Below are 24,908 nucleotides of genomic sequence, written 5' to 3' on the forward strand. Positions count from 1 at the left end.
GAGCAGCGAAACCACGGAGCGCACGGGCGAACACCTCATCGCCCACCACCGCATCCGCCGACCGTTCCTCACCGCACTGGCGGGCGCGCCCGTCCTCGCCGGCTCCGACCACTCGACCGCGACCGGCGTGCCCAACAGGTCCGGCCCCTCCGCCTCGGCCAGCGGGTACTCATCACCAGAGGGGCAGCCGGCTGTGCTCCAGCCGACTGATGAAGATGCGCTACTCGCGGATGATGCCGTCCTGGAGGTCCAGGCGGATCATCCGATTGTCCGGGGCGCACCATCCGCCGGTCTCCTGGTCGTGGGGGATGAGGGCGATGTCGCGCAGTGCGGGAATGTCCTGCCACGGGCCTGGCGGGAGCGTCTCGGGTCCGGCGCCGGCGAGCCAGGTCGATCGAACCTGGACGGTGGAGAGGATGATCGCGCGCAGGTCCTCCTTGGTTGGGTGGTCGGCCAGCTTGGTCGGGCCGTCGGCGGTGACGAAGGTCCAGCCGTCGCCGGCGTCGGTGGGCCACACGGGCAGGACGCGCTTCGACTCACCGCCCAGGCGGGTGACGGCGAGGTGAGGGTCCAGGGCTGAGGTCAGCGGGTAGAGGTCCTTGACTCGGGCCGGTGGCGGGATCATCGCCATGTCGGCGGCTGCGGCCTGGGCCTGCTCCCCTGCCAGACGTTGTGCGTCGTCGCCGTCCATTCGGTCCGGATCCCAGGCCGCGTCGTACACATCGGCGATCAGGCCCGGCACCGCCCCCGGGATCGCGATCGGCCCGCCAAGGCCACGAAGCGCCTCGCACGTCCGCCGGAGCAAGGAGGTGTCGTAGACGTCGCCCCAGTGGGGTGCGGGCAGGCCGCCCGGCGGGGACAGGACCACGAGCCGTGGCACCGGCGCCCAGATGGGCCGCGGGTGGTCGTGGCGGTGGCACCGCCCGGCGCGCTGGAGGAGCAGGCTCATCGGGGCGAGGTCGGAGACGACCACGTCGAAGTCCCAGTCGAGGGACTGCTCCACCACCTGGGTCGCCACGACCACGAGCGGCCTGGCCTGGCGGGTGCCCTTCGACCCGACCATGCCCTCGATCAGGGCGGTGCGCTCGATCCGCTGCCACATCGGGAGCCGGGCGTGCAGGAGCACGATCTGCGGGCCGTCCTCACCCCACTGCTCCGCGAGCATCCTGCGGGTGGCCTGGGCGTCGGCGACGACGTTGCACACCACCAGCGCGCAGCCCTTCCCGGTGGCGGCGGGCCGGAGTTCCGACAGAATCCGGGCGGCGCGGCCGACGGGCGCCGCCGGGTCATGGGTGTGCCGGGTGATGTGGTGGTCGACGGCGAGGTCTCGCTCCCTGGTGGTGGGCAGCGGCCCGTGCGCGGTGACCTCCCCGGTCACCGCGGAGACGTGGACCCAGCCTGGGTAGGGTGAGACGATCGGCTCCGTGCCCGGGTGGCCGGCGCCGGCCCGATAGGCGCCGACGAGGTCGGTGGCGGTCCGGCCGGTCAGAGTCGCCGACAGCAGGACGACCGGGATACCCAGGTGGCCGCACCACTCCAGCAACCGCTGCGTCAGCCGGTGCCCGTACGCGTCGGAGCTGTGCGCCTCGTCGATGACCAGTGTCTTACCCGACAGTCCCAGCCAGCGCAGGACGTTGAACCGCACCGGCAGCGCCGCGAGCGCCACCTGGTCCCAAGTGCCGACCGCGACCCCGGCCGCCAGCCCTCGGTGCGGCCCGCGCAGCCACTGCGCGGCCTCGGTCGACACGCAGCCGTCGGCCACCACCTCGTCCCGCTCCGGGTCGTAGTCCTCGTTCAACCACGCCATCGAGTGCAGCAGCGTCACCGGCGTCCCGACCTCGGCGGCGCGGGCGGTGAACTTCTTCACCCGACGCCACATCGCATCAGTGGTCGCCATCGTGGGCAGCAGCACCGCCAGGCCGCCCACCCCCGCTGCCGCGCCGAGGACCCGGGCGGCGAAGAGAGCGGTCTCGGTCTTCCCCTCGCCGGTCGGCGCGGTGACAAGTACCAGCCCGGGCCCGTCCACCAGGTCCTTGAGCCGCTTGGCCACGTCGGCCTGCAACGGGTACGGGTGCTCGATGTCAGGGAACAGGCCGGTGAAGGAATCGACCGGCTTCCACGCCGGCGCCGCGAGCTGGGCGTGCGCGAGAATCCATGGCGCCCGCTGCCGGATCCGCGCGACGTGCGCGGCGAGGTCGCCGTTCCACGCGTCCAGTCGACCCCGCACCTGCCGAGTGTCGGAGGCCAGCCAGTCCGCCAGCACCACCACGCCGGTCACCACCACCGCCGCCCCCGCGGGCAGCAGTCGCTCCGGCGCCGCCGGCGCCCCGCAGACCTCGAACACCGCCCGCACGTGCGCCTCGCGCTGCTCGGCCCAGCCATCCGCACCCAGCCCGCGCAGTGCCTTCACCGGATCGACCATCGCGGCGGGCGACAGCGCCTCACCGAACACGCCGTGGTGGCCGCCGAGGATCTGCGCGAACTGATGCGCCGCAGACCTCCACGGACGCTCGACCGGCGGCCACCCCAGCCCCGTGAGGATCTGCGGCAGCGTCCAGTGGCTCGCCACCTGGTGCGGGATCCACTCGTCGTGCATCCAGCCCGCCGGCGCCGGGAACCGGGGGTCGGCCAGCAGCCCTGCCGTCCCTTCGATTCGTCGCTGGAAGCAGCAGACGGCTTTCCCGGTGTCGTGCAGGCCCCCCGCCAGCATCACCAGCCGCCGCGCCCGCATCAGGTCCACATCCCACCCCTCCGCGATCATCCCCCGTTGGGAGGACGTCAGGTAGGAATCCCACAACGTGCCCGCGATCACTGCGGTGTCGGCCAGGTGACACACCAACGGGTACGGCCCCGACAGGCCACGCCGCTTACCGGCAACGCGCGGATCGAACACTGAACTCCTCCCCAGAACTGGGTTCCCCCTTCTGCACGGGGCTCCTCGCCGTAGACCTCGCCCGCGTCACCCATCGGACCACCTCCGCACAGGCGGAGCGGACCGTGTGCTGCCCGATCGCGGGAACCGCCGTGACGGGTCACCTCCGCGCGGGCGGAGCGGGCCCCCGGTGGTACCCGTCCTAGCGGCCGGAATCGGGCCACCTCCGCGCAGCGGAGCGGACCTTTCTGACCTGCGGCGGGTTGGCGGCTTTGCGGTTTCTTTACTCACGATGGGGGGCGATGCTGAGAAGGCCCGCACCGTAGGCGAGACCGCGGCCGATGCCGTCGGTGACGGCGGTGCGGAGCGCGTGGTGGTCGGTGATGGTGGCGATGCCTTCGAAGCGGGTGAGGGTGTGACGGATCGGTCCAGTGGCGCGGTGGCCAGTAGCGGGTGCCTGAGGGATGTCGAGGATGCCGTGGAGGTCGAGGCCGGCGGCGTGGGCTTTGCGTTCCCACCAGGCGATCGCGTCCTTCCCGTGGAGAGGAGCGGGCTTGCCACGGTTGAGGCGGCCTTCGGTGTCGCGGGTGCCGTCGCGCATGGAGCGGGTGGGGGAGCCGTCGATGCGGTAGCGGACCTTGTGGCCGTCGGCGAGCCAGTCCAGCAGCGGCGTCAGGTTGCGCTGCTGGGCGGTCGCGTAGCGCGGGGGAAGGGTGGTCGGGTCGGCCGTCAGGGCGGACTGAACGAGGACGGTGGTGCTCTGGACGGTGCGTTCGATTCGGTAGAGGACACCGAGGCTGCGCCGGGCGGCCTCGCCGCTGGTGAGGGCGTCGGGGTACATGCCCATGATCCGCTGGTGCATGCGGCTGATGTTGCGCAGGTCGTCGGCGGCGTCCCTGGATCGGGGTTCAAGGCGCAGGAGGGTCAGGTGGGTCACGGGATTCGCTCCGGATGGGGTGGCGTCAATTCCCCCGCTGGGGCGGGGCCGGTGCTGTCGGGAGGGTCAGGTGCGGGTTCGGGTGTAGGTCGTGAGGGCGGCGATCCAGGCGGTGCCGGTGCCGGCGTGCTGGGCGTAGGTGAAGGTGTGGCGGGTCTCCCACAGCGGTCGACCCGCGAAGCGGCGGCCGCCGTCGGCGGGGAGCTGGTCGCGGACCTGGGTGACGGGCGGGTGGCCGGTGCCGGGGTCGGTGTCGTGGACGAAGACGACCTCAACGGCCCCTTCCGCCGGGTCGGAGCCGGGGCCTTTGCCGGGTTCGCGGTGGAGCGGCAGGCGGTACAGCTCCGCGACGGGGTCGTCGACGGCCGCGATGAGGATCGGGCTGGTGGGCGGGCAGGAGCGGCGTCCCAGGTAGGGGTGCCACACCGGCTCGCGCAGGGCCCCGACCAGCACGTCAGTGATGGCCGGGGCTCCGGTGACGGCAACGGTGAACGCCGCGTCCCCCAGGTAACAGCGCTCGGACTGCATCGTGGCCTCCCTCAGCGGGCGGCGACCGCCGGACGCGGTGATCACCGTCTCCTCCCGTGGGTAGCCGCCGCCGACGGTGTGGTAGTCCCGCGTGAGCCGACCCGGCCGGTCGATGCGCACCGTGTACCGCAGACCGGCCAGCTCCCCGAGGCCCGAGCCGCGCGGCAGACCGAGCACGCACCCGAACAGGCCGGTCAGACCGGACCGAGTCGGGTACGGGTAGGTCAGACGAGTACCGAACTGCGAGGGGCTGCCCCAGGACTGCAACGGCGCGGCCAGGTGCAGCAGCAGGCCGCCGCTCACAGACGCTCACCGATCGCCGCGTCCACGGTGGCCAGGAGCTTCTCCAGCGAACCCGCGTCCTCACCCAAGTGCTCCACCTCGCCTGCGCCCAGGCCCGTGTAGGCGGAGGCGAGGACGCCGGCCTCGCCGAGGAAGCCGTTCACCGCGGCGGCGTACTCGTCCAGCCGCCGGACCGACGGCTCGACGAACCCGCTCCCCCGCTCCGCGGCGACCGGCCGCTCGAACGCCCCGCCCAGGTTCACCGGCTGATCCCCGCGCAGCACCGCGTGCACCAGCGACGGCGGCGTGAACGGCGCCGTCGAACCCTGCCGCGCGGACGGCACCACGACAGCGAACGCCCGCGCGAACTCCACCGCCACACGCCGCGCACCCTCCGCGTCATCGCCCAGGTTCCCCGCCAGCTCCGGCAGGTTCACCGAGCTGTACCGGTAGTACGTCCCGGAGGTGTGGAACGCCGTCCCCAAGTGCGCCGACCCCGACTCGTCCTCCTGACCGCGGGTGATGTCGTCGACCGCCGTGAAGTAGTCCGGCTGCACCGCCAGCGCATGGGTCGTCAGCTGGTGCGCGACCTGCACCGCTCCCGCCACAGCCGACCCCGGCTCGTTCGCCAGCATCCGCCCGAACGCCGCGATGCTCGACGTCCGGCCCCGCAGGACCCCCAGCACCCGCTCCCCCGCGGCCTTCACCAGCTTCGCCTGCGCCGCCTCCTCCTTCTTCTTGTCGACGCCGGCCTCGATCAGCTCCCGCTGCTCGACGGCGACCGCGGCGAGCTCCGCGATCCCCGCCTTCGGCAGCAGCAGCATGCTGTTCGTGTCGTTGTCCCCGTCCACGGCCACGCCCTTCACGCCCGCGGCCAGGACCACCATCCGCCCCGCCCGCTGCGCGAGCTCCTCCTCCCAACCACCGGCGCGCACCAGCTCGGCGGCGATGCTCTCCGGCAGCCGCTTCGTGCGCACCGCCCACTCTCCCAGCCGGTCCTCCACCTCCACCCGCACGTGCCGCTTCCCCGACTGGGAGGAGATCCGGCCGCGCTGCTCACCGCCGTAGAACGCGGTCTTGGGGACGTTGAGGTCGTCGCGGTTGAGGCAGGACAGCGGGTAGGAGTGGATGACGTGCAGGTCGAGGTACAGGCGGCGCTTCATCAGGAGGTCTCCTTGGCGGTCTTGGCAGTGGGGTCGTACTGGTAGTAGGCCCGGACCCAGGCGCGGGCGGTGTCGGTCGGGTAGTCGACCCAACGGGTCAGGTCGCGCAGCAGCAACGGCCACACCACGGGGACGTCGCCGGAGCGCAGGCGGGCGACGAGAGGCGGCAGGTCGCGGGTCAGGGCATCGGCGTCCTGGCGGGACATCAGCAGCAGCCGGGCCTTCACCGTGTCGGCGTTCAGCACGTTGACCCGGACGGCGCGGGCGAGGGACCAGCCGAGATTGCACCAGCGGTCCCCCTCGACAGGGGCGGTCAGGCCGGCGGGCGGCTTCGGCTTCCTGTCGAGACGGGGGTTGGGGGCCTGGTCGGCGGTCAGGGTGTAGGCGCGCTCGGTGTCGCGGTTCGTCCAGCGCGGAATCCGCTTCAGCAGGTACTCGTAGGCGCGGAACGGCTTTCCGGGGTCGACCAGGACGGAGCGGACCGCGGCGCGGCCGCCGGGGGTCGAGCACTGCTGGTGGACGTGCAGCATGAAGGCCCGCTGGTGCTTGAGCGGGTCGTTCTCCATCGAGGGCGACGATTCGATGGACATGGGCTTCCCCGGTGAGGTTGAAGTCGGCATGGAATGGGAGTCTCCGCAGGTCACGGGAGACGGGGTTGGGTAGGCCCGGACCGGCGGCACCTGCTTCTTGCGCGGGCCCCGGGGCGGCGTGAGCATCGCGGCACGGGCCTCCTCCACCGCCTGCATCCCGCGCGGCGTGAGCGCGGCGGCTTCCGTCACAGCGTCGAAAACCCGGGTCGCGACCTTCTGGAACCCGGGCTGCGGCCGATCCCCCGCGCCGTCCGGGACGACGGCCTTCCAGAACTCGGCCTCGGCCTCCGACCAGTACACCGGCAGCGCCGAATCGACCCACGGGCACACCTTGGTGTCACCGGTGAATCCCTGCCACGCCGACCGCAGCGCCTTCGCGAGCCCGGAGGCGGTACCCTCGGCGCGCGCACGGGCCCCCGAGACCGCCGCCGCCCCGTTCTCGTCCAGCTCCTCCAGGAAGCCCAGCACCGGCGGCGTCACCGCCGTGAACCAAGCGGTCTCCGGATCCCGCCGCTCCTGATGCAGCCCGTACGCCCGCAGCCGCAGCCCCGCCGCCGTCTCCCGGGGCAGGCTCGCGATCGACGCCAGGACAGCCGGCCGGTACCGCGGTGTCTTCCCCGGCACGGTCTTCAACAGCAGCGCGTCCAGGTCCCTCCACGCCACCCGCGCACAGTTCGCCCGCACCGGACCGCCCTCGTCCCGCCTGATCACGTACGGGTCGTCGGCCTCCGGCAGCTCGTTCTCCCACGCCCACGTCACCCACGAATCCGTCACGTGCCCGCCGTCCGCGTCGGGCTCCAGCAGCACCGCGTGAGCGGCGCGCGCCGTCAGCAGCGACACCGGCCCGGCCGGCGCCGCAGGCCGTCGCGGGTCCGACAGCTGCCCGGCCTCCCACGGGGCCTCGTCCCTGCCGGGATTCGTCGGCCAGGTGTCCGGCGACGGCACCCCCAGCACCAGCGTCTCCGCGAGACTGCGGCCCGCCGGGAACCACGACACCAGCGCCCGAATCGGCCCCGCCACCGTGTAGTGGCTGTTCTTCCCGTCCGAACGCCGCCGGTTCGCCGCCGTCCCCGACGGACCCGCGAACAGCCACGTCAACAGCCCGAACGCCGCTGTCACGGTGGGAATCGGTCCGCCCAGCCCGCCCTTCTCCAGCGGCCACCACACGTGGTTGTTCCCCGACGGACTCGTCATCAGCAGCCGCCCGGTCCCGCTGCTGCCAGTGCACTCCCCCGCCAACCGCGGCTCCTGCAGCCACGGCCGCGCCGCGTCGAACAGGTCGAACCGGTCGGTATACCGGCCGAAGTACGCGGCGATCCGCTCTCTGTCCAGGCGGCCGGCCTCCAGGGCGTCCCAGCGGTGGTCGTCCCAGTCCCCGGCCTCGTCCAGACCGGTGACCCGAGCTGTGATCGCGATCAGGATCCGCAACAGCGCGGACTCCGAAGCCGGATCCGGGCAGTCGACGTGCTCCAGCAGATGCGCGAACGTCAGTACCTCCCCCAGCCCGAGGACGACCGGTTCCCCCGGCCCACCCCGTACCGGCAGTTCGGCGACCTGTTCAGGAGTCAGATCGGCACGCACACGAGCCGTGATCCACGGCCTCACCACCACATCGAACAACGGTCGCGTCACAGAGCGGCCCCCAGTACTTGGGCACGGATAGTAGCCACCTGGTGACGCTAGACCCAGGGACTGACAACCAGACCCTGAACCCCAATCAGGCTCCGCACCCAGCACCCCGGCGCTAGGATCAGCCGCTGCTCCTTGACACCCACGACAGCCACAACCGACGGGCTTGGCGGCACAGTCAAGAAACAGCAAAGGCCGCGCTCCGGCGCAGGTCAGAAAGTGTCCGCCCCGCCTGCGCGGGGGTGACCCAGTGCCACCGCTCGGCTTCAGCCGAGCGGGGGCGTCCGCCCCGCCTGCGCGGGGGTGACCCGGTCGTCATCGTCATTCAGCAGAAGGGCGGCGCGTCCGCTCCGCCTGCGCGGGGGTGACCCGATCTCGGCAATGCCTACAAGTCGTTTAAGGGCGTCCGCCCCGCCTGCGCGGGGGTGACCCGGCACGGCGGAGGCAGCTCACCCCACCCCCCTGGTCCGCCCCGCCTGCGCGGGGGTGACCCGACGGGATCGCTGTCCGCGACGATCGACATCCCGTCCGCCCCGCCTGCGCGGGGGTGACCCGTTCGTCACGCGGCACGTGGACGGCGACCACTGGTGCACCCCTCCTGCGCCCGACGCCGCAGGTCACCCCAGGACCGGTGCCGAGCCGATGATGATCTCCCGTTCGTCGTTGAGCCGGGCCTGCCAGTCCCTCAGCGCCGTGTGGGCCGCGGCGGTCAGAGGGTGGCTCATCCCGAGCGCCCGCCGGGTCTCCGCGTAGTGCGCCAGGTGCTCGGCGACCGCGTCGTCCAGGCTGCTCTCCTCCGCCCGCCATCCCAGGTACTCCTGCCACAGGGCGAGCGCCCGCGGGTGGTCGTCCCCCAGGACGGCCGAACACTCTTGATGAAGTTCCCGGAACGCGGCGGCGGCACCACGACGGTCACCGCCCGCACCGGCGGCGTGCGCACTGCGCCGGCGGGCCTCGAAGGCGTGCGGATGCCGTGCTCCGAGCGCAGTGGTCAGCTCGGTCGCGAGAACCTCCAGGAGCCGTGCTCCCTGGGCCTCGTCGCCCGAACTCACCAGCCAGTTCGCGTGTTCGAGCCGGGCGCGGACGGTGTCCGGGTGGTCGTCCCCCAGGACGCGTCGCATCTCGGGGAGCATGGCCTCAAGATCGGTGATCGCCCAGTCGACCTCGCCGACGACCCCCATCCAGTGCGCGTGGTCGAGGCGGATCGCCAGTGTGCGCGGATGGTGCTCTCCCGCGCTGCGGCGGCTGGCGTCCAGCAGCGAGCGCAACCGGTACACGGCGGACAACGGATCACCCGCCTTGCCCAGCCAGTGGGCCGCCCGCGCGGCGACGGCGAAGGTCTGCGGCGCGTCCTCACCGAGTGCGGAGGCGCTGTGCGCGGCCAGTTCGCGCAGCGCTCTCGCGGCCGCGTCCGGCCGTCCCGACTCGCCCTTCCAGTGCGCCAGGTTCGCCAGCGACGCGATGGTGTCGTGCCCGCGGGGGCTGGTGTGCGAGAGACGGCTTGCCACGGCGTCGTAGACCTCGGTGGCCGTCGCGAAGTCGCCGGCCTTGCCGAACTGCTCCGCTAGGGCCGCCTGGGCGGACAGCGTGGCGGGGTGGTCCGGGCCGTGGACGCGCAGCATGTCCCTGAGAACGTCTTCCAGGCCCCGGATCGCCGCGAGGTCGTCACCCACCGTGCCGAGGCAGCGGGAGTGCTCCAGACGGATGGTCAGCAGCGTGGGGTGCTGGAAACCGACGTGGGCGCCGGCCTCCGAGGCTAGCTGCTCGAAGTACCGTACGGCTGCCGTGCTCTGGCCGCTGTCGGCGAGACTGACGCCCGCGCGCAGCAGCATGGTGGCCGCTTTGCCGGTGGGGTCCGCCCACAGGTGCCGTCCCGCCTTGCGGTGGAGCGCGGCCGTGCAGGCGCGCAGGGCCTGGGCCAGCGCCTGGCTGGTCTCGACAGGAGGCCACGCCTCCTGGACCGCGAACGCGGTGGTGCGCGCGAACAAGGCCAGGCCCGGACCGAGCGTGTCCTGGGCCGCGTGCTGGACGAGGGCGTGGACGCGGAGCATGCCGAACGGTCGGTCGCTGCCGGCCGGAAGGTGATCGGCGAGGCTGAGCCGGTGGAGGATCCTGAGGACGACCCCCACGCGCTGGGCGCTGATGTCCGGAGCGGGGACGGGAGGGGTCTCGGGGGCTCTGCGGAACCGTAAGAAACGCCTCCTGGGAGCTGGCACGGGCTCCTCTGCGGCTTCCGCCCGACGGGCCTGTCGCGCGATGAAGGCGCGAGCGGAGGGGGCAGTGAGGATCCTCTCGGGTATGCCGTGGGGGTCGAGCCAGGACGCCAACTGGAGTACGGCGGTGGCCTGCCCGAGCGAGTAGTGATCCGCGCGCTCCAGGCTCAGGGCGAGGACGACCGCGAGCGTCGCCGTCTGATCGTCAGGCAGGGAGTTCGGCGCGAGCTCGGTGAGCGGCAGCCTGGAGCGGACCATCTCACGGTAGTGACCACTCCTCATGCCGGAGTCGGCCGAGTCGATGATGAACGACGCGGCCTGGGCAAGAGCCAGCGGCAGTCGGCCGAGTTCCTCCCCGAGCGCCATCAGGTCGTCGTCGACCTCGCCTGGGCACCACCGATCGAGGCGACGCCGAAGATAAGCCAGCGCCTCGGCCGGGGTGAAGAGTCCGACCTCGATCTGGGTCCTGCCATCGGCGAACCAGAGCGGATCGCGTCGACGGGTCGTCACGACCACCTGCCCCGAAGCCCGTCTCGGCGGCCACAGACGGGCCAGGTCCCCGGCGTCCTGGACATCGTCCAGCACGACCAGCCACCGCTTCGACGTGGTACTCAGCCAAGCCAGGAACAGCTCCGGGGCCGTGTCGAAGTCGGCCGGGTCGCCATCGGCCACCTGCGCGGCCGCCTGGGTGTACGCCTGCCGCACCGCCTGGCGGCTGCTCGCGGTCACCCACAGCAACAGGTCCAGCGATCCGTCGTCGAGCAGGGTGTGCGCGTGATGGGCAGCCAGCTGGGTCTTACCCACCCCGCCCATTCCCGCGAGGACCTGACACAGGACCACGGGCTCGCCAGTGCCCGCCGCGTCCGCCACTGTCCGCGTCAGGCCCCGGTTCTGGAACGCATCCGCGATGGCGGGCATCACGCCGACCTGCAACGGCCAGGAACGCTCCGTCATGGACAACGTGACCTGGCCGCCCTGCAACACGGTACCGGTGAACGTGCCACCGTTGATCACGTTGCTCACCGGACCGTCGATGCTGGCCACAAGCCCTCCCGAAGCTCCCCCAGGGACCGCCCCATCATGCCGGGTCGCGAGGGTGCATACTGCTCCCTCCGCAGAGGGCCCCGGGAGCGGTCAGCATCCCTACGACAAACGCGGCTACGTTAGCCTCGGCGCCACAACCGCAGCAGCCCTCGGCAGTGGCCTGGTCCACCTCGGGTAGGACGGCCGGGGCACCGATGTACGAGCCGATGCCCTCGACTTCGCCGAGGACGCCTTCCATGACGTCGGCCATCGGACGCGCCTCGACCCAGCTCGGGCCGCGGCTGGTGGTCACGGCGCGCACCTCGGACTGGACCTGGTCGATCAGGTCGGGGCGAGTACCAGGCCGTCGTCTTCCCCAACATGCAGGTGCCCCTGTCGGGGAAGCCGAGTCCGAAGCCGTTGTCCGTAGCACGTGGCACGATGAACGCACGCTCCTTGACACCACAACAGCACAACCGACCAGCCTCTCCAGCAGGGTCAAGAAATGGCAAAGGCTCCGCTGCGCCGCAGCTCAGAAAGGGTTCGCTCCGCCAGCGCGGAGGTGACCCTCCATCCAGGCCGCCGACGCTGATGCGGCCTCCGTTCGCTCCGCCAGCGCGGAGGTGACCCGTACCACTCGCCGCGCTCGGTGAGCGGGGTGCCGTTCGCTCCGCCAGCGCGGAGGTGACCCACCCTTGCCCGGCGTTTCTGCGCGCACCAACGCGTTCGCTCCGCCAGCGCGGAGGTGACCCGATGGTCGGCAGGATGCCGGTCTGGCTCCGGGTGTTCGCTCCGCCAGCGCGGAGGTGACCCGGGAGTTGGTCGGAGGAGTTAGAAGGGGCGGCGGTTCGCTCCGCCAGCGCGGAGGTGACCCGTCGCCGGGCGGTGCCAGGGGCGCGTTCTTGGGGTTCGCTCCGCCAGCGCGGAGGTGACCCGGCCGGCTCACGCACGGCTACGCGATGACGATCGTTCGCTCCGCCAGCGCGGAGGTGACCCGACGGCGGGCTTGCGGACGGTGACGGTGTCGCCGTTCGCTCCGCCAGCGCGGAGGTGACCCGAGTGAGGGGGGCTTTCCCGGGGGCCTCCTTCCGTTCGCTCCGCCAGCGCGGAGGTGACCCGGCCCAGTTCCCGGATCTGGACAACGGCTACTACTATCCGGTCGGATCCACTTGTTCGGCGACAGCACACGCTGGGCCATGATCGCCGAGCTGCTGGGGTACAACCCCCGCGGCGGCAACCTCGTCGACGTCGTCCACCGCTACGGCAACTTCCTGACGCACGGTGAGCCCGGGGTCAGTGGATTCCTGGCGCGGGTGGACAACGTGGAGGAGATCGATCCCGACGGCGCCGAGCTGTACGCGGGAGCGGGAGGAGTTCCGGTCGTCGTCCGCGGCACCGCGTTGGGAGTCGACGCTGCCGCCGGCACCCCGCTCCAGGACGTGTTCCGGCTGCTGACGCCTGCGAACCATGGGCTTCTACTGGCTGACGAGACGGAGCTGCGGGCCGGCCTTCCGTCCGATCTGCCGGAGCTGCTGCGACTCGACGAGTGGAACCAGCCGGAGGGCTTCTGGGGTGTCAGGCCCAGCGGGCACGGGACCTTCCGGGTGATCGCCGAGGTGCTGGACTCCGGGGACCCGGCCCGGTACCGGCCGGCGCTTCCGGCGAACACCCCCTGGTCCCACTGGCCGGATGCCGGGAGCCTGTGAGGTGTCTGAGCTCGGCCCTGATCGGGGCGGGGGCGCCCCGATCAGGGGGTTCGGCTAGCTCAGGTGGCGGGCGAAGAAGCGGGCTCCGGCGTCGAGTTCGTACTGCGGGACGCCGGTGTGGCCGCCCATGTTGGCGTGGAGGGTCTTCTCCTTGGAGCCGAAGGCGTCGAAGAGGTCCAGGGAGGCCTGCCGGGGGTTGCCCTCGTCGTCCCACTGGAGGAGGACGTGCAGCGGGATGGTGACCTGCCGGGCCTCGTCGAGGATGGCGGCGGGCACGAGGCTGCCGGCGAACAGGTTGGCGGCGGTGATGCGCGGCTCGACGGTCGCCAGCCGGACGCCGATGGAGATGATTCCCCCCTCGTAGCCGACCGGGCCGCCGATCCCGGGCAGCGCGAGGAGGGTGTCCAGGGCGGCCCGCCATTCCGGGACGGCCTTCTCGACGAGCGGGAGGATCAGGGCGTCGATGATCTCGCCGGTGACCGGCTCGCCGGCCTCCATCGCCCGGCGCAGGTCGGCGCGGGCCTGGTCGGCGGCGGCCCAGCGGGGGCGGTCACCGCTGCCGGGGAGTTCGATGGTGGCCGCGGCGAAGCCGTACTCCGACGCGTAGTACCGGGCCCGCCCCGCCAGCCGGGAGTACACCTTGCCCAGTCCGAGCGGCGGGGGGCAGATGAGGATCAGCGGCGCCGGTGCGGACGCGGAGGCGGATGCGGGCGTCCACAGGATGCCGGGGATCTCGCCGAGGGTGAACTCGCGTTCGAGGACGCCGTCGTCGAAGCGCTGCTCAGAAGTAATGTGCATGGTCGTGCCTTTCGGGAGTGCTCAGGAAATGGCGCTCCCGGACGACGACCTATCGCCCGACCGTGACCCCGGAGGGGAGCACCCATGTCGATACTGCGTTCACGGGTACCACCTCCTTGTTCTCTCGCACGGCCTCCGGAAGAGTAGCAGGCCGCCGACCACGCGTCACCCGGTTTCCTGGCTCAGGGGTTCACGGTGACGGTGAGGGTCTCGGGGTTGCCGGCTTACCCGGCGTTGCCGCCCGGGGTGTCCGCTACGCCTCGATGCCTGGGCCGGCCGGTGTTCACCCGAGCAGAGCGGGCGGTCCGCCCTCGGCTAGCCTCCCTCTCCGTGGACGATCACCCCGAACCCTCGACCCTGCGTGTCTTCGTGGCCCTGGCTCCGCCCGACGAGGCCAAGGACGAACTGGCCCGGGCCCTGCGGCCCGCCTACGACGGGTACCCGCGGCTGCGGTGGAACCGGATCGAGGACTGGCACATCACCCTCGCCTTCCTCGGCGAGCAGCCGTCCACGGTGGTGCCGCCGCTGAGGGCGGCGCTGGCCGGTACGGCCGCCTCGCACTCCGCCCTTCGCCTGGGCCTGCGGGGCGGCGGCCACTTCGACCAGCGGCTGCTGTTCACCGGGATCGACGGGGACCTGGAAGGGCTCCACCGGCTCGCCGCCGACGTCCGGGACCTGGTCAGGTCCTGCGGGGTCGAGTTCAGGGAGCGGCCGCTGCGCCCCCATCTGACGCTGGCGCGCTCCCGCCGCGACGACCCCGTCAGCGTGCCGTCGGTCGCGGCGGGCCTCACCGGGTTCACGGGCCGGCCGTGGCCGGCCGAGCGCCTCCACCTCGTCGGCAGCAACGTCGGCCGTGGGCCCGGGCCGATCCGCTACCGCGACATCGAGGCGTGGCGCTTCGCCCGGTGACGCGCCGACGGCGTGGACAGCGCCGCCGTGAGGCATCAGTTCGTGGACCCCGGGCATGCATGAAGTAGTCGTCCGGAATCAGACCGTGACGATCCGGCATCCGCCCCGGCTCCGATCGGGGCGACACCAGGGAGTGGCGGCCATGGGCGAATCGCACGGCAGGACGGCATTGGTGACAGGCGCGTCGCGCGGGATCGGGCGGGCGGTCGCACAGCGGCTCGCCGCCGACGGATTGCTGGTCGCCGTGCACTACGGCGGCAACGAGGAGGCCGCCGCACGGACGGTGGAGCTGATCGCCGAGTCCGGCGGACGGGCGTTCACGGTGCGGGCCCGGTTCGGCGAGAGCGGCGCGCTGGACCGGTTATTCGACGGCCTCGCGGCCGGGCTGGCGGAGCACGGCGAGGACGGCCTGGACGTCCTGGTCAACAATGCCGGCATCAATCTGATGGCCTCGATCGGGCAGCTCACCGAGGAGGAGTTCGACCGGGTGATGGCGGTGAACGTGCGCACCCCGGTCTTCGTGATCCAGCGGGCCCTGCCGCTGCTGCGGGACGGCGGGCGGATCGTGAACATGGCCTCGACGGCCACCCGGATCGGCGCTCCCGTCCAGCTCGGCTACATCGTCAGCAAGACCGCTCTGGCGGCCCTCGCCGCCCCGCTCGCCAATGAGCTCGGCCGGCGCGGGATCACCGTGAACACCGTCAACCCCGGTGTGATCCTCACGGACATGACGTCCCCATGGGTGACCGGAGAGGAGACCAGCGCCTGGGTGGAGTCGATCACCGCCCTGGGCCGGATCGGCCTGCCGGAGGACGTCGCGGACGTGGTCGGCTTCCTGGCGGGCCCGCAGGGCCGCTGGGTGACCGGCCAGAGCGTCGACGCCTCCGGCGGCACCTACCTCGGCCCGATCCCGCAGGCCTGAGCCTCAGGCCGAGGGATCAGCCGTTCGCCCCGAGCGGGCGGGTCCGCAGCAGGGCCCGGGCCGGCAGGGCCGTCGCGGTCAGGCAGAGCGCCACGGCCGCGGCGGCCAGCGGCAGGGCGGTGCCCGGCGGGACGTACGGCGCGGTGCGGGCGAGGCCCCGGGCGATCGGCACCAGGGTGATCCAGGCGATCACGCTGCCCAGCAGCAGCCCGGCGGCGGCCACCAGCAGGGCCTCCCAGCGCATCATGCCGCGCACCTGGCGGCGGGTGGCGCCCGCGAGGCGCAGCAGGGCCACCTCGCGGCGGCGGTCCAGGACGGTCATCACCAGGGTGTTGGCGGCGGTGATCGCCGCGAAGCCGCCGAGCACGCCCGCCATCACGGAGTTGACCCAGTCGCCGGCCTCGCGCTTGCGGTCGGTCTGGGCGACGTATCCGGCGCGGTCGGCCACGGTGAGTCCGGACACGGTGGCTCCGGACACCGTGGCTCCGGCCGCCGTGGCTCCGGCCGCCGCAGGTCCGTCGGCCGGGAGCTTCGCCAGCCGGGCGGCGACCTCGGTACGGTCGGCGCCGGGGGTGTCCGCGACCAGGACCTGGCTGTCGTAGGCCACCCCGGCGTGCGCGGCGACGGCCGCCCGGGGCAGGATCAGCTGGCCGAAGCCGAGGCCGCGTTCGTACGTGGCGACGACCGTCAGCTGGGCCTGGGTGCCGTCGCCGAGCCAGAAGGAGGCGCGGTCGCCGGCCTTGAGGCCGAGCTTGTCGGCGAGGGCCGTGTCGACGGCGACGGTGTCGGTGCCCCGGGCGAGGTCGGCGAGCGAGCCGGTCCGCACGCCCAGGTCGAGGACCCGGGGCAGGGTCGCCGGGTCGCCGGAGACGCCGAGGGCGGCGGCGGAGCGGAGCTTGCCGTCGCTGCGGTAGACGGCGCCGGTGCGCAGCAGGCCCACGGCGGCGTCGACGCCGGGCGTCCGGGCGGCCTGTTCGGCGATGCCGGCGGGCAGGCCGGGGCCGGTGGAGCCGAGCACGTGGTCGGCGCGGATCCCCGCGCGGACCTGCTCGCCGGTGGCGTGCTGGACGGTGCTCTGGATGAACAGCATGGTGCCGCAGAAGGCCGTCACCATCGCGATGGGTGTGAGGACGGAGGTCAGCCGGCGGGCGTTGGCGCCGGCGTTGTCGGCGGCCAGCGAGCCGGACGCGCCGCCGACGCCCGCCCGCAGCGGCAGGCCGAGCACCCCGGCGGCGGCCCGGGCCACCCAGGGGCCGAGCAGGGCGATGGCGACCAGGAGGCACATGACCACGCCGAGGGCGGTGTTGGCGGCGTTCTCGCCGTCCAGCGTGGACGCGACCACGCTGAGCACCACGCCGCCGATGATGGCCACCACACCGAGGAGGGTCCGCACCACGCCCGCCCGGGCCGGCGGCACCGATGCCTCGCCGAGGGCCTGGCCGGGCCGCAGGTTGGAGGGCCGTCGGGCGGCGAGGTAGCCGGCGGCGAGTGCGGCGAGCAGGCAGGTGGCCACGGCGATGAACGCGGGGAGCGGGCCGACGTCCAGTTCGACGCCCTTGGGGACGGCGCCGCGCGAGGAGAGGCCGTCGAACCACCAGCGGGCCAGGGCCACGCCCGGGATGAGGCCGAGCACCCCGGCGAGGGGGGCCACCAGCATCGCCTCGGTGGCGATGGTGCGGCGGATCTGGCGGGGCGTCGCGCCGACGGCGCGCAGCAGGGCGAACTCGCGGGCTCGCTGGCCGGTGGCCAGCGCGATGGTGGACACGACGACGAAGACGACCGTCATGGTCGCGGTGCCGCCGAAGGATCCGCCGATCGCGGTGAGCATGGTCCGGCTGTAGCCGAGCGACGGCTGTTCGACGGAGCCGCGGGCGTCGCCGGTGACCACCCTGATCCCGGTGGGGGAGGCTCCTGACGTGGCCGCTGTGTCGCGCAGCCGGCGGGCGAGGTCCCCGGCGCTGACGCCTTCGCGCGGTTGGACGGCGATGGCGTCGGCGCGGCCGGGGTGGCCGGAGAGCCGGCCGGCCGTGTCGTCGGCGAACCAGGCGGTGGGGCCGGCGCTCTGCGGCGCGGCCAGGCCGGAGATCCGGTAGGTGCCGCTGCCGCCGGGCGCGACCAGGCTCAGGCTCGCGCCCGGGGCGAGGTGGGCCTCGCGCGCGGTGGCGGCGTCGAGGACGACCTCGCCGTCGCCGGGTGCGTGGCCCTCGACCAGGGTGTCCGCGCCGCCGGCGATGCCGAGCGCCGCGTACCCGCGCCCCGTCAGGCCCGGCGTCGCCGGACCCGGCTGGATGGGGAAGGCGGAGTCCGCGCGGGCCGCCGCCACGCCCGGCTGCGCGGCGATGCGCTGGGCCAGGGCGGCGTCCAGGCGGGCCCGGTCGGAGACGGGCCGGTCGTAGGTCTTCTCCTTCTTGTCGGACCTGCGGATGATCTCGATGTCCGGCTTGGCCGCGACGACGACCGGCGCGTTCGCGTAGCGCACCGGCGGCGCGGTGGCGGTGATGCCGGTCTGGAGCATGGTGCCGCAGGCCATGATGACCGCCGCGCCGAAGAGCAGGGCGATGAAGGTGCCCGCGAAGGAGGCGGGCCGAAAGCGCACCGAGGAGCGCGCGAGTCCGTTGCTCACGCCGCCGCCCCCAGTCGGCGGGTGGCGAGCGTGACCATCCGGTCGGCGACGGACTGGGGGTCCGGGTGGGGCAGCTCCCCCGCCAGGGCGCCGTCGGCCAGGAAGACCGCGCGGTCGGCGAACGAGGCCGCCACCGGATCGTGCGTCACCATGACCACCGTCGCGCCCATGGTGTCCACCGCGCTCCGCAGCAGCCCCAGCACCTCGTGCGCGGTGCGGGTGTCCAGGGCGCCCGTCGGCTCGTCCGCGAACACCACGTCCGGGCGGGTGATCAGCGCCCGCGCGATCGCCACCCGCTGCTGCTGACCGCCGGACAGCTGGCCCGGCCGGCGCGAGGCGTGCTCGCCCAGGCCGACCTGGGCCAGCAGCTCCAGGGCCCGGCCGCGGTCCGGACGCTCACCGGCCAGCCGCAGCGGGAGCAGCACGTTCTTCACCACGCTCAGCGAGGGCAGCAGGTTGAAGGACTGGAACACGAACCCGACCCGGCTGCGCCGCAGCACGGTCAGCCGGTTCTCGCTGAGGCCGGTGATCTCCTCGCCGCCGAGGAACACCTGACCGGACGTCGGCTTGTCCAGACCCGCGGCGCACTGGAGGAAGGTGCTCTTGCCGGAGCCGGACGGGCCCATCACGGCGGTGAAGGTGCCGTGCCCGAGGACCAGGTCGATGCCGCGCAGCGCGTGCACCGTCTCGTCGCCGCGCCCGTAGCTGCGCCGCACCGCCCGTAACTCGATCGCGGCCCCTCCCTGGCCCGAGGGTCCGTACGGCCCGTTGGGTCCGTGCTCGGAACGTTCGTGACGGGGTGCCATGTGCTGCCTTCCCTCGTGGATCGTCGCTGGTCATCGACGTGTTCCAGGCTAGGAACGGCGGGTTCGGCGAACCATGGAGGCTGCTGGCGAAGGCGGGGTGGGGTTATCCCCACCCCGCCTTCGTGGCCCGTCGGCGCGACCGGAGGGGCCGGAGGCGACCGGAGGCGACCGGAGGCGACCGGTCGCCCGGTTGGCTACCCGGCGAACGAAGGGTCGGTGCCCGTCAGTTCGCGGCTGGCCGCCCACAGTCGCGCCGCCGCCGCGGTGTCCCTGAGGTGGCCCCAGACGGGTTCGGTCCGGGGGGTGCCGCGCAGTCCGAACGCGCGCGGGCCCCACAGCTGGCCGCCGCGCACCGCCGGGTCGAGCACGGCGCGGACGGCGGGCCAGGCGCCGGCGTCCTTGCCCTGCACGACGAGGCCGAGCGGCAGGTGGCGCAGCCGCGCGCCGGCGGTCCTGACGTGGACCGGCGGGCGCGACGGGGTGAGGGAGTCGAGCGCGCCCCCGGGGTGGACGAGCACGCTCAGCGTCGTGCTGCCGGCGGCGCGCAGACGGCGGTCGAGTTCGAGGGCGAAGAGCATCTGGGCCGTCTTGGAGCGCGCGTAGGTGCGCTTGGGCCGGTAGTCGCGGGTGCTCTGGAGGTCTTCGAGATCGAGGGGTTCGGACTTGGCGGCGAAGCTCCCGGTGGTGACGATCCGGCTCCCCGGCGTGGCCGCGAGCAGCGGGGCCAGGTGGTGGGTCAGCGCGAAGTGGCCCAGGTGGTTGGTGGCGAACATCAGCTCGTGGCCGTTCACGCTCTCGCGGCGCGGCGGGTGGTCGAGTGCCACGCCGGCGTTGTGGACGACCGCGTCGAGTCGGTCCAGCCCGAGGGCGTCCACGGTGGCCGGCAGCGAGGCGAGGTCGGCCAGGTCCAGGGGTGCGTGCCGCACGTCGGCGCCGGGGACGCGCGAGCGGATGGCGGCGCTCGCGGCCCCGGCCCGCGCCGGGTCGCGGCTGCCGAGGACGACCGTGGCCCCGGTAGCGGCCAGCTGCTCGGCGACGAAGTACCCGATGCCCGCGTTGCCGCCGGTGACCAGGAAGCACCGCCCCTCGGCGCGGGGCAGCCGGTGGACGTCCCAGTGCGGGGTCTCGGGTACGGAGGACATGGCGGGCTCCCGGGGGTTCGGTGTCGTGCGGTGCGGTTCGGTACGGCGCGGTTCGCGCGGTCCGTACGCTCCCAGGCGCCGCTCACAGGTCACCGGCAGCCCGCTGTCGAGTGCTGTCGGGTCAGGACGGCGGCAGCGTCTTGCTCGCCAGCACCCCGCCCTGGGCGTCGTACGCGGCGAGCCTGATGTCCCCGAGCCGGTGCGGCGCCTTCGAGTCGCCGGAGGCCTTCGGATCGCCCGAGGCCTTCTGTGCGGGCCCCCAGACGTAGCCGGTGGCGTAGCCCGGGTCGCCGGGGAGCGAGGCGACGGTGGCCCAGTACGCCCGGCCGTCCACCTCGATGGCCATCCGGGCCACCGGGCCGGGCCCGTGGTAGACGAGGTTGTACAGGCCCTCGTCGCCCTGCCCGGGGTTGCCGTAGTACTGCACGGTGATCCCGGTCGTTCCGCTCGCCCAGGAGGATCCGCTGCACCCCGGAGCGCCCTTGTACGCGGGGGCGTCGTGGATGCAGATCTCCTGGTCCGCCAGCCGCATCCACCAGTCCGGGCGGTCCAGCGACAGCTGCCGGCCGGGCTCCACCACCACGGGCTGGGGAGCCGGCCCCTCCGGTAGGCGCGGAGCCTGCGCGGCCGGCCCGACGGCCTGGCCCCCGTGCCGCGCGGACAGCACCGCGCCCGTACCGGCCAGCACCGCGAGCGCGGCCGCCAGCGCCGACGCGCCCATCGCCACCCGGCGCCCGCGCCGCTGCCGGCGCACGTGGACCCGTACGGGCCCGGCCGACCAGTCCGGCACCGTGAGCCGGTCCGCCTCGTCCCGCAGCGCGCCGCGCACCATGTCCTCGGTGTCCATCACCCGTTGCCTCCGTCCGTGCCGTCGATCGTCGAGCCGCCGTCCGTCCCGTACAAGGCCAGCGCCGGGTGGCCGCGCAGTTTCGCCAGACCCCGGCTGGCCTGGCTCTTCACGTTGCCGGGCGAGCAGCCGAGCACGTCGGCGACCTGGCGCTCGCTCATGTCCTCCCAGTAGCGCAGCACGACCACGGCCCGCTGGCGCTGCGGCAGCTCGGCCAGTGCCTGGAGCAGCGCCGAGCGCTCCTCGACCTCGCGCTGGCCGCCGTCCGCGCCGTGCGCCCGGTCGGGCAGGACGGGCACGAGCAGCTGCCTGACCCGGCGCCGCCGGTGGCGGCTCAGGTTGTTGTTCACCAGGGCCCGGTGGACGTAGGCGTCCGGCTCGTCCAGGCGGCTGATCCGGGACCAGTTCCTGAAGACCTTCGCGAAGGTCGCCTGCACCACGTCCTCGGCCTCGTGGTGGTCGCCGGTGAGCAGGTAGGCGGTGCGCACCAGCCGCCGCCAGCGGGTGGCGGCGAACGCCTCGAAGTCGGCCTCCCGCAGGCCGGGGCCGCCGGCGGCGGCCGGCTCCGGGCCAGGGCGGGGCCGTTCCTCCAGGGGGACGTGCAGTGTGCTCGCGGTCATCCGATTCCTCTTCGCGTCCACGCGACGGCCCGACCGGACCATCGTTCTGCCCTACTCACCGCCGCGTCGACGAAAGGGTTGCACGGCTCCGCGGACCGCAACCGTCCCCGCCGTCCGACACCGGCCGGCTTGCCCCGCGGTCCGTCTTCCGGGAGCGGGGACGGCTGTTGGGGTTCCCCCGTGAGCTGTTCGCCGCAATACGGGTGAGGCCGCCGCAGACGGTAGGTACACATCCCGTCCAGGCCCGGCGCAGCCGGATGCGGACAGAACGGGAGCGTGCAGTGACGACAGCGCGGGAACGCCCTGCGGCGGTGACCGGAGCCGCTCTGGCCCAGGGGTACATCACGACGGTGGCCGGGAACGGCACGGAGGGGTTCTCCGGCGACGGCCACGCGGCACCCGCCGCGCAGCTGAACGGGCCGACCGCCGTCACGGTGGACGGCCAGGGGAACCTCTACATCGGCGACAGCCACAACGACCGAGTACGGAAGGTCGCCACCGACGGCACCATCACCACCGCTGCCGGCGGCGGCACAGCGTGCGACCCGCCGTTCGGCGACGGCGGAGCGGCGACGCGGGCCTGCCTGGACCACCCCTACAACGTGCAGGTGACGCCCGAGGGGGAGCTGCTGATCACCGACTGGGAACATCACGTCGTCCGGAAGGTCGACACGAAGGGGATCATCGGCACCGTCGCCGGCACGCCGACCGACAAGGGCAGCGACGGCACCCCGCTGGGCACCTACCTGGGGGGCGCCCAGGCGGTGGCGCAATCCCCTGACGGAGGCTTCTACGTTGCCACCAAGGACGAGCTGTGGAAGGTCTCCCCGGACGGCAGGACGATCAAGCGGATCGCCGGAGGAGGCACCTCCGCCGACGACGGCGTGCCGGCCACCGAAGCGCGGCTCAAGGAGCCCACCGGCCTGGCCGTCGACGCCTCCGGCGCCCTCTACCTCGTCGACAGCGGCGACAACCGCGTGCGCAGGATCGGGGCGGACGGGAAGATCACCACGGTGGCGGGCACCGGAACGGCGGGCTTCTCCGGGGACGGCGGCCCGGCGACCGAAGCGCGGCTCCGCTCGCCGTGGGCCGTGGCCATCGACGGCGCGGGCGCCCTGTACATCTCGGAACAGGGCAACGGACGGGTACGGAAGGTGGCCGCCGACGGGACCATCTTCACCCTGGCCGGCACCGGCACCCCGGAGTACTCCGGGGACGGCGGACCGGCGGCCAAGGCCGGGCTCAACAGTCCAGCCGGTCTCGGACTCGACCAGGGCGGCAACCTCTGCATCGCCGACTTCGAGAACCACCGGATCCGGATGGTGGCCGGGGCGACGAAGGTGCGGCCGCCGTCACCCGAGGACGCCGACCTGTCCGTGGAACCCGTCTTCCCCGCGGCCGCCCAGCAGCAGGGAGTGTCCTTCCTCCTGGGCGCGCGCGTGAGGAACCGGGGCCCGGCCACGGTGAAGGGCGACCGGGTCACCGTGACGCTGACCCTGCCGGAGGGACTGGTCGGTGACGCCGGATGCCTCCAGAACATCTGCACCCGCACGTTCCCCGGCACGGAGCTCAGCCCCGACGTCGGCAGCCTGGACGGCACCTTCCGGGTCCACGCCACCGACACCGCCCCTCCCGGCACCCGCACCGCCACGGTCACCGTCTCCTACGCGTACGAGACCAACCCGTCCGACAACACCGCGCAGCTGCCGATCACGATCGTCAAGCCCGAACCGAAGCCCCGGGACGAGAGCGCGCTGACGATCGTCCAGAGCGTGGAGGCGAGTGCCGGGCCGGGGAAGGAGACCGCGATCCAGGTCCAGCTCAGCGCATCCCCCGCGGTGCGGGTCAGCCCGGGTGTGATCACCCAGACGTTCAAGGCCCCGAAGGGATTCGTCTTCACCAACGCGCCGACCTGGGCCTACCCGGGCGGGAGCACCGGGCACCCGGACCACTCGATCGAGGACCAGGGCAAGACCCTCGTCGTCAAGAGCAACCCCCACGTGAACACGGGCGCCGACGACCAGAGCCCGTTGACGTACACCCTGCCGATGCGCGCCGAGTCCGACGCCTCCCCCGGCCACTCCACCGACGGCTCCGCCACCATCGGCAAGGACGCCCCGATCCCCCTGTCCGGAACCGTCCTCGGCACGGCCGTGAAGCCGGTGAGCACCATCGGCTCCACCGCCGGCGACGACTTCCACCAGAAGCGGAACACCGACTTCACCCAGATCCCCACCGTCGAGGCCCGCGACGTGAACGGCACCGCCGTCGACGGCGCCCGCATCCACTTCGCCATCGTCGACCCCAACGGCACCGGCTCCACCTTCGCCGACGGCACGTCACTGACGTACGACACCACCACCCGCAACGGCGGGATCGCCCACAGCCTCGCCGTCAAGGCGGGCCCCCATCCCGGGGACTTCACCATCGACGTCACCACCCTCGACGGCTCGGGCAAGGCCGTCTTCCACCTCACCGTCGACTGACCCGGGCCCGGGACGACGACCACCGCATCGCCCTGAGCGGCCGTCGGATCTCGTTGGCAACTCTGGTTGACTACCCTCGTTAGTCAACTACAGTTGCCTCCATGTCCGGCGCCGAGAACCCCCTCCCCCACGACCCCGCTGACGCCCTGGCAGCCGTCGCGGCGCTGCGGCGCCTCGCCGACCAGCTGGAGGACGCCGCCGTCGAGCAGGCCATGCGGGCGGGCTGGAGCTGGCCGCAGGTCTCCGAGGCGCTCGGGGTCACCCGCCAGGCCGTTCACAAGAAGCACGCCAAGCGGCTCATCGCCGCCGGGGTCCAGCTGAGGAGGCGCGGCAATGAGCGCGTTTGACCGGTATCTGCACGCGGTCCTCGTGCGGGCGACGCACGAGGCCCACGAGGACGGCTCGGCAACGACGGACGCCCACCACCTGCTGCTGTCCCTCGCCGCCGACCAGGGGTCCACCGCGCAGCGGGTCCTGGCCGCGGCCGGGCTCGACCGGGCCGCCGTCCGCGCGGCGCTGGACCGGGAGTTCGAGCACAGCCTGAGCGTGGTCGGCGTGTCCGCGGCCGCCTACGACCTGCCCCGGCCCAGCCGCGGCGACCGGCAGCCCAAGCTGGGCGCGTCCGCCCGACTCGCCCTGGAGCGGAGCTTCGCCACCGCCCGCAAGAAGGACCTGCGCTCCTCGCACCTGCTGCTGGGCGTCCTGGAGGCGCAGGTCGGCACCGTGCCCCGCGCCCTCGCCCTGGCCGGGATCGACCGGGCCGAACTGGCGGACCGCGTACGGCAGGCGCTCGACAGCCCGGATCAGTGACC

General features: G+C 73.1%; 17 protein-coding genes, 1 pseudogene and 2 CRISPR repeat arrays. Of the genes and pseudogenes, 6 read left to right on the forward strand and 12 right to left on the reverse strand.

Annotated features, from left to right (window positions below):
* Positions 1 to 220 precede the first annotated feature (220 nt).
* The 6 genes from cas3 to QWJ13_RS30060 all read right to left on the reverse strand — a co-directional run bounded on the left by cas3 (position 221) and on the right by QWJ13_RS30060 (position 11,258).
* A complete protein-coding gene (gene cas3, locus QWJ13_RS30035) occupies positions 221 to 2,893 on the reverse strand; it encodes a CRISPR-associated helicase Cas3' (protein WP_316528417.1) in 2,673 nt (890 codons plus the stop codon).
* Between the two features lie 262 nt (positions 2,894 to 3,155).
* Positions 3,156 to 3,809 carry a type I-E CRISPR-associated protein Cas6/Cse3/CasE gene (gene cas6e / locus QWJ13_RS30040; RefSeq protein ID WP_316528418.1) on the reverse strand — a complete coding sequence of 218 codons (654 nt, stop codon included), beginning with the start codon at positions 3,807 to 3,809 and terminating at the stop codon, positions 3,156 to 3,158.
* Positions 3,810 to 3,875: 66 nt separating this feature from the next.
* The gene (cas5e, locus tag QWJ13_RS30045; protein ID WP_316528419.1) at positions 3,876 to 4,640 is read right to left on the reverse strand and encodes a type I-E CRISPR-associated protein Cas5/CasD; all 765 of its coding nucleotides are present in this window, start codon (positions 4,638 to 4,640) and stop codon (positions 3,876 to 3,878) included.
* Positions 4,637 to 5,782, reverse strand: coding sequence for a type I-E CRISPR-associated protein Cas7/Cse4/CasC (gene cas7e / locus QWJ13_RS30050; RefSeq protein WP_316528420.1), 1,146 nt, complete (start codon positions 5,780 to 5,782; stop codon positions 4,637 to 4,639). Before cas7e ends, cas5e begins: the two co-directional genes overlap by 4 nt.
* On the reverse strand, positions 5,782 to 7,953 hold the full coding sequence (gene casA, locus QWJ13_RS30055) for a type I-E CRISPR-associated protein Cse1/CasA (protein ID WP_316528421.1): 2,172 nt from the start codon (positions 7,951 to 7,953) through the stop codon (positions 5,782 to 5,784). The genes cas7e and casA overlap by 1 nt, the downstream gene beginning before the upstream one ends.
* 269 nt (positions 7,954 to 8,222) lie before the next feature.
* A CRISPR array of direct repeats spans positions 8,223 to 8,556; the repeat unit is 29 nt; unit sequence GTCCGCCCCGCCTGCGCGGGGGTGACCCG.
* A gap of 62 nt (positions 8,557 to 8,618) precedes the next feature.
* A complete protein-coding gene (locus tag QWJ13_RS30060; RefSeq protein WP_316528422.1) occupies positions 8,619 to 11,258 on the reverse strand; it encodes an NB-ARC domain-containing protein in 2,640 nt (879 codons plus the stop codon).
* Between the two features lie 520 nt (positions 11,259 to 11,778).
* Positions 11,779 to 12,356: a CRISPR direct-repeat array (repeat unit 29 nt; unit sequence GTTCGCTCCGCCAGCGCGGAGGTGACCCG).
* A 41-nt stretch (positions 12,357 to 12,397) separates the two neighbouring features.
* Here QWJ13_RS30060 and QWJ13_RS30065 point away from each other — a divergent pair.
* A pseudogene (locus tag QWJ13_RS30065) lies at positions 12,398 to 12,943 on the forward strand (DUF7003 family protein); the annotation flags it as partial.
* A gap of 54 nt (positions 12,944 to 12,997) precedes the next feature.
* On the opposite strand, the gene QWJ13_RS30070 reads toward QWJ13_RS30065, so the two are convergent.
* Entirely contained in the window at positions 12,998 to 13,741 is a 744-nt protein-coding gene (locus tag QWJ13_RS30070; protein ID WP_316528424.1) for an alpha/beta hydrolase, read from the reverse strand.
* A 330-nt stretch (positions 13,742 to 14,071) separates the two neighbouring features.
* On the opposite strand from QWJ13_RS30070, the gene thpR reads away from it, so the two are divergent.
* Both thpR and QWJ13_RS30080 read left to right on the forward strand, forming a co-directional pair.
* Positions 14,072 to 14,650, forward strand: coding sequence for an RNA 2',3'-cyclic phosphodiesterase (gene thpR / locus QWJ13_RS30075; RefSeq protein ID WP_316528425.1), 579 nt, complete (start codon positions 14,072 to 14,074; stop codon positions 14,648 to 14,650).
* 142 nt (positions 14,651 to 14,792) lie between these two features.
* A complete protein-coding gene (locus tag QWJ13_RS30080) occupies positions 14,793 to 15,572 on the forward strand; it encodes an SDR family oxidoreductase (protein WP_316528426.1) in 780 nt (259 codons plus the stop codon).
* A 16-nt stretch (positions 15,573 to 15,588) separates the two neighbouring features.
* Here the strand turns inward: QWJ13_RS30080 and QWJ13_RS30085 are convergent, their stop codons facing one another.
* The 5 genes from QWJ13_RS30085 to QWJ13_RS30105 all read right to left on the reverse strand — a co-directional run bounded on the left by QWJ13_RS30085 (position 15,589) and on the right by QWJ13_RS30105 (position 21,529).
* Complete coding sequence (locus QWJ13_RS30085; RefSeq protein ID WP_316528427.1) at positions 15,589 to 18,195, reverse strand: ABC transporter permease; 2,607 nt, start codon at positions 18,193 to 18,195, stop codon at positions 15,589 to 15,591.
* Complete coding sequence (locus tag QWJ13_RS30090) at positions 18,192 to 19,001, reverse strand: ABC transporter ATP-binding protein (protein WP_316528428.1); 810 nt, start codon at positions 18,999 to 19,001, stop codon at positions 18,192 to 18,194. Before QWJ13_RS30090 ends, QWJ13_RS30085 begins: the two co-directional genes overlap by 4 nt.
* 194 nt (positions 19,002 to 19,195) lie before the next feature.
* The gene (locus tag QWJ13_RS30095) at positions 19,196 to 20,143 is read right to left on the reverse strand and encodes an SDR family NAD(P)-dependent oxidoreductase (RefSeq protein ID WP_316528429.1); all 948 of its coding nucleotides are present in this window, start codon (positions 20,141 to 20,143) and stop codon (positions 19,196 to 19,198) included.
* 121 nt (positions 20,144 to 20,264) lie between these two features.
* Positions 20,265 to 20,990: a hypothetical protein gene (locus tag QWJ13_RS30100; RefSeq protein WP_316528430.1), complete on the reverse strand. Its 726-nt coding sequence runs from the start codon at positions 20,988 to 20,990 to the stop codon at positions 20,265 to 20,267.
* A complete protein-coding gene (locus QWJ13_RS30105; protein WP_316528483.1) occupies positions 20,990 to 21,529 on the reverse strand; it encodes a SigE family RNA polymerase sigma factor in 540 nt (179 codons plus the stop codon). The genes QWJ13_RS30100 and QWJ13_RS30105 overlap by 1 nt, the downstream gene beginning before the upstream one ends.
* 392 nt (positions 21,530 to 21,921) lie before the next feature.
* On the opposite strand from QWJ13_RS30105, the gene QWJ13_RS30110 reads away from it, so the two are divergent.
* The 3 genes from QWJ13_RS30110 to QWJ13_RS30120 all read left to right on the forward strand — a co-directional run bounded on the left by QWJ13_RS30110 (position 21,922) and on the right by QWJ13_RS30120 (position 24,906).
* Complete coding sequence (locus tag QWJ13_RS30110) at positions 21,922 to 24,096, forward strand: NHL domain-containing protein (protein ID WP_316528431.1); 2,175 nt, start codon at positions 21,922 to 21,924, stop codon at positions 24,094 to 24,096.
* A 101-nt stretch (positions 24,097 to 24,197) separates the two neighbouring features.
* Positions 24,198 to 24,443: a hypothetical protein gene (locus QWJ13_RS30115; protein ID WP_316528432.1), complete on the forward strand. Its 246-nt coding sequence runs from the start codon at positions 24,198 to 24,200 to the stop codon at positions 24,441 to 24,443.
* The gene (locus QWJ13_RS30120) at positions 24,430 to 24,906 is read left to right on the forward strand and encodes a Clp protease N-terminal domain-containing protein (protein WP_316528433.1); all 477 of its coding nucleotides are present in this window, start codon (positions 24,430 to 24,432) and stop codon (positions 24,904 to 24,906) included. Before QWJ13_RS30115 ends, QWJ13_RS30120 begins: the two co-directional genes overlap by 14 nt.
* The last annotated feature ends 2 nt before the right edge of the window (positions 24,907 to 24,908 follow it).

The organism is Kitasatospora brasiliensis (genome assembly GCF_032654805.1).
GTDB classification, from domain to species: domain Bacteria; phylum Actinomycetota; class Actinomycetes; order Streptomycetales; family Streptomycetaceae; genus Kitasatospora; species Kitasatospora brasiliensis.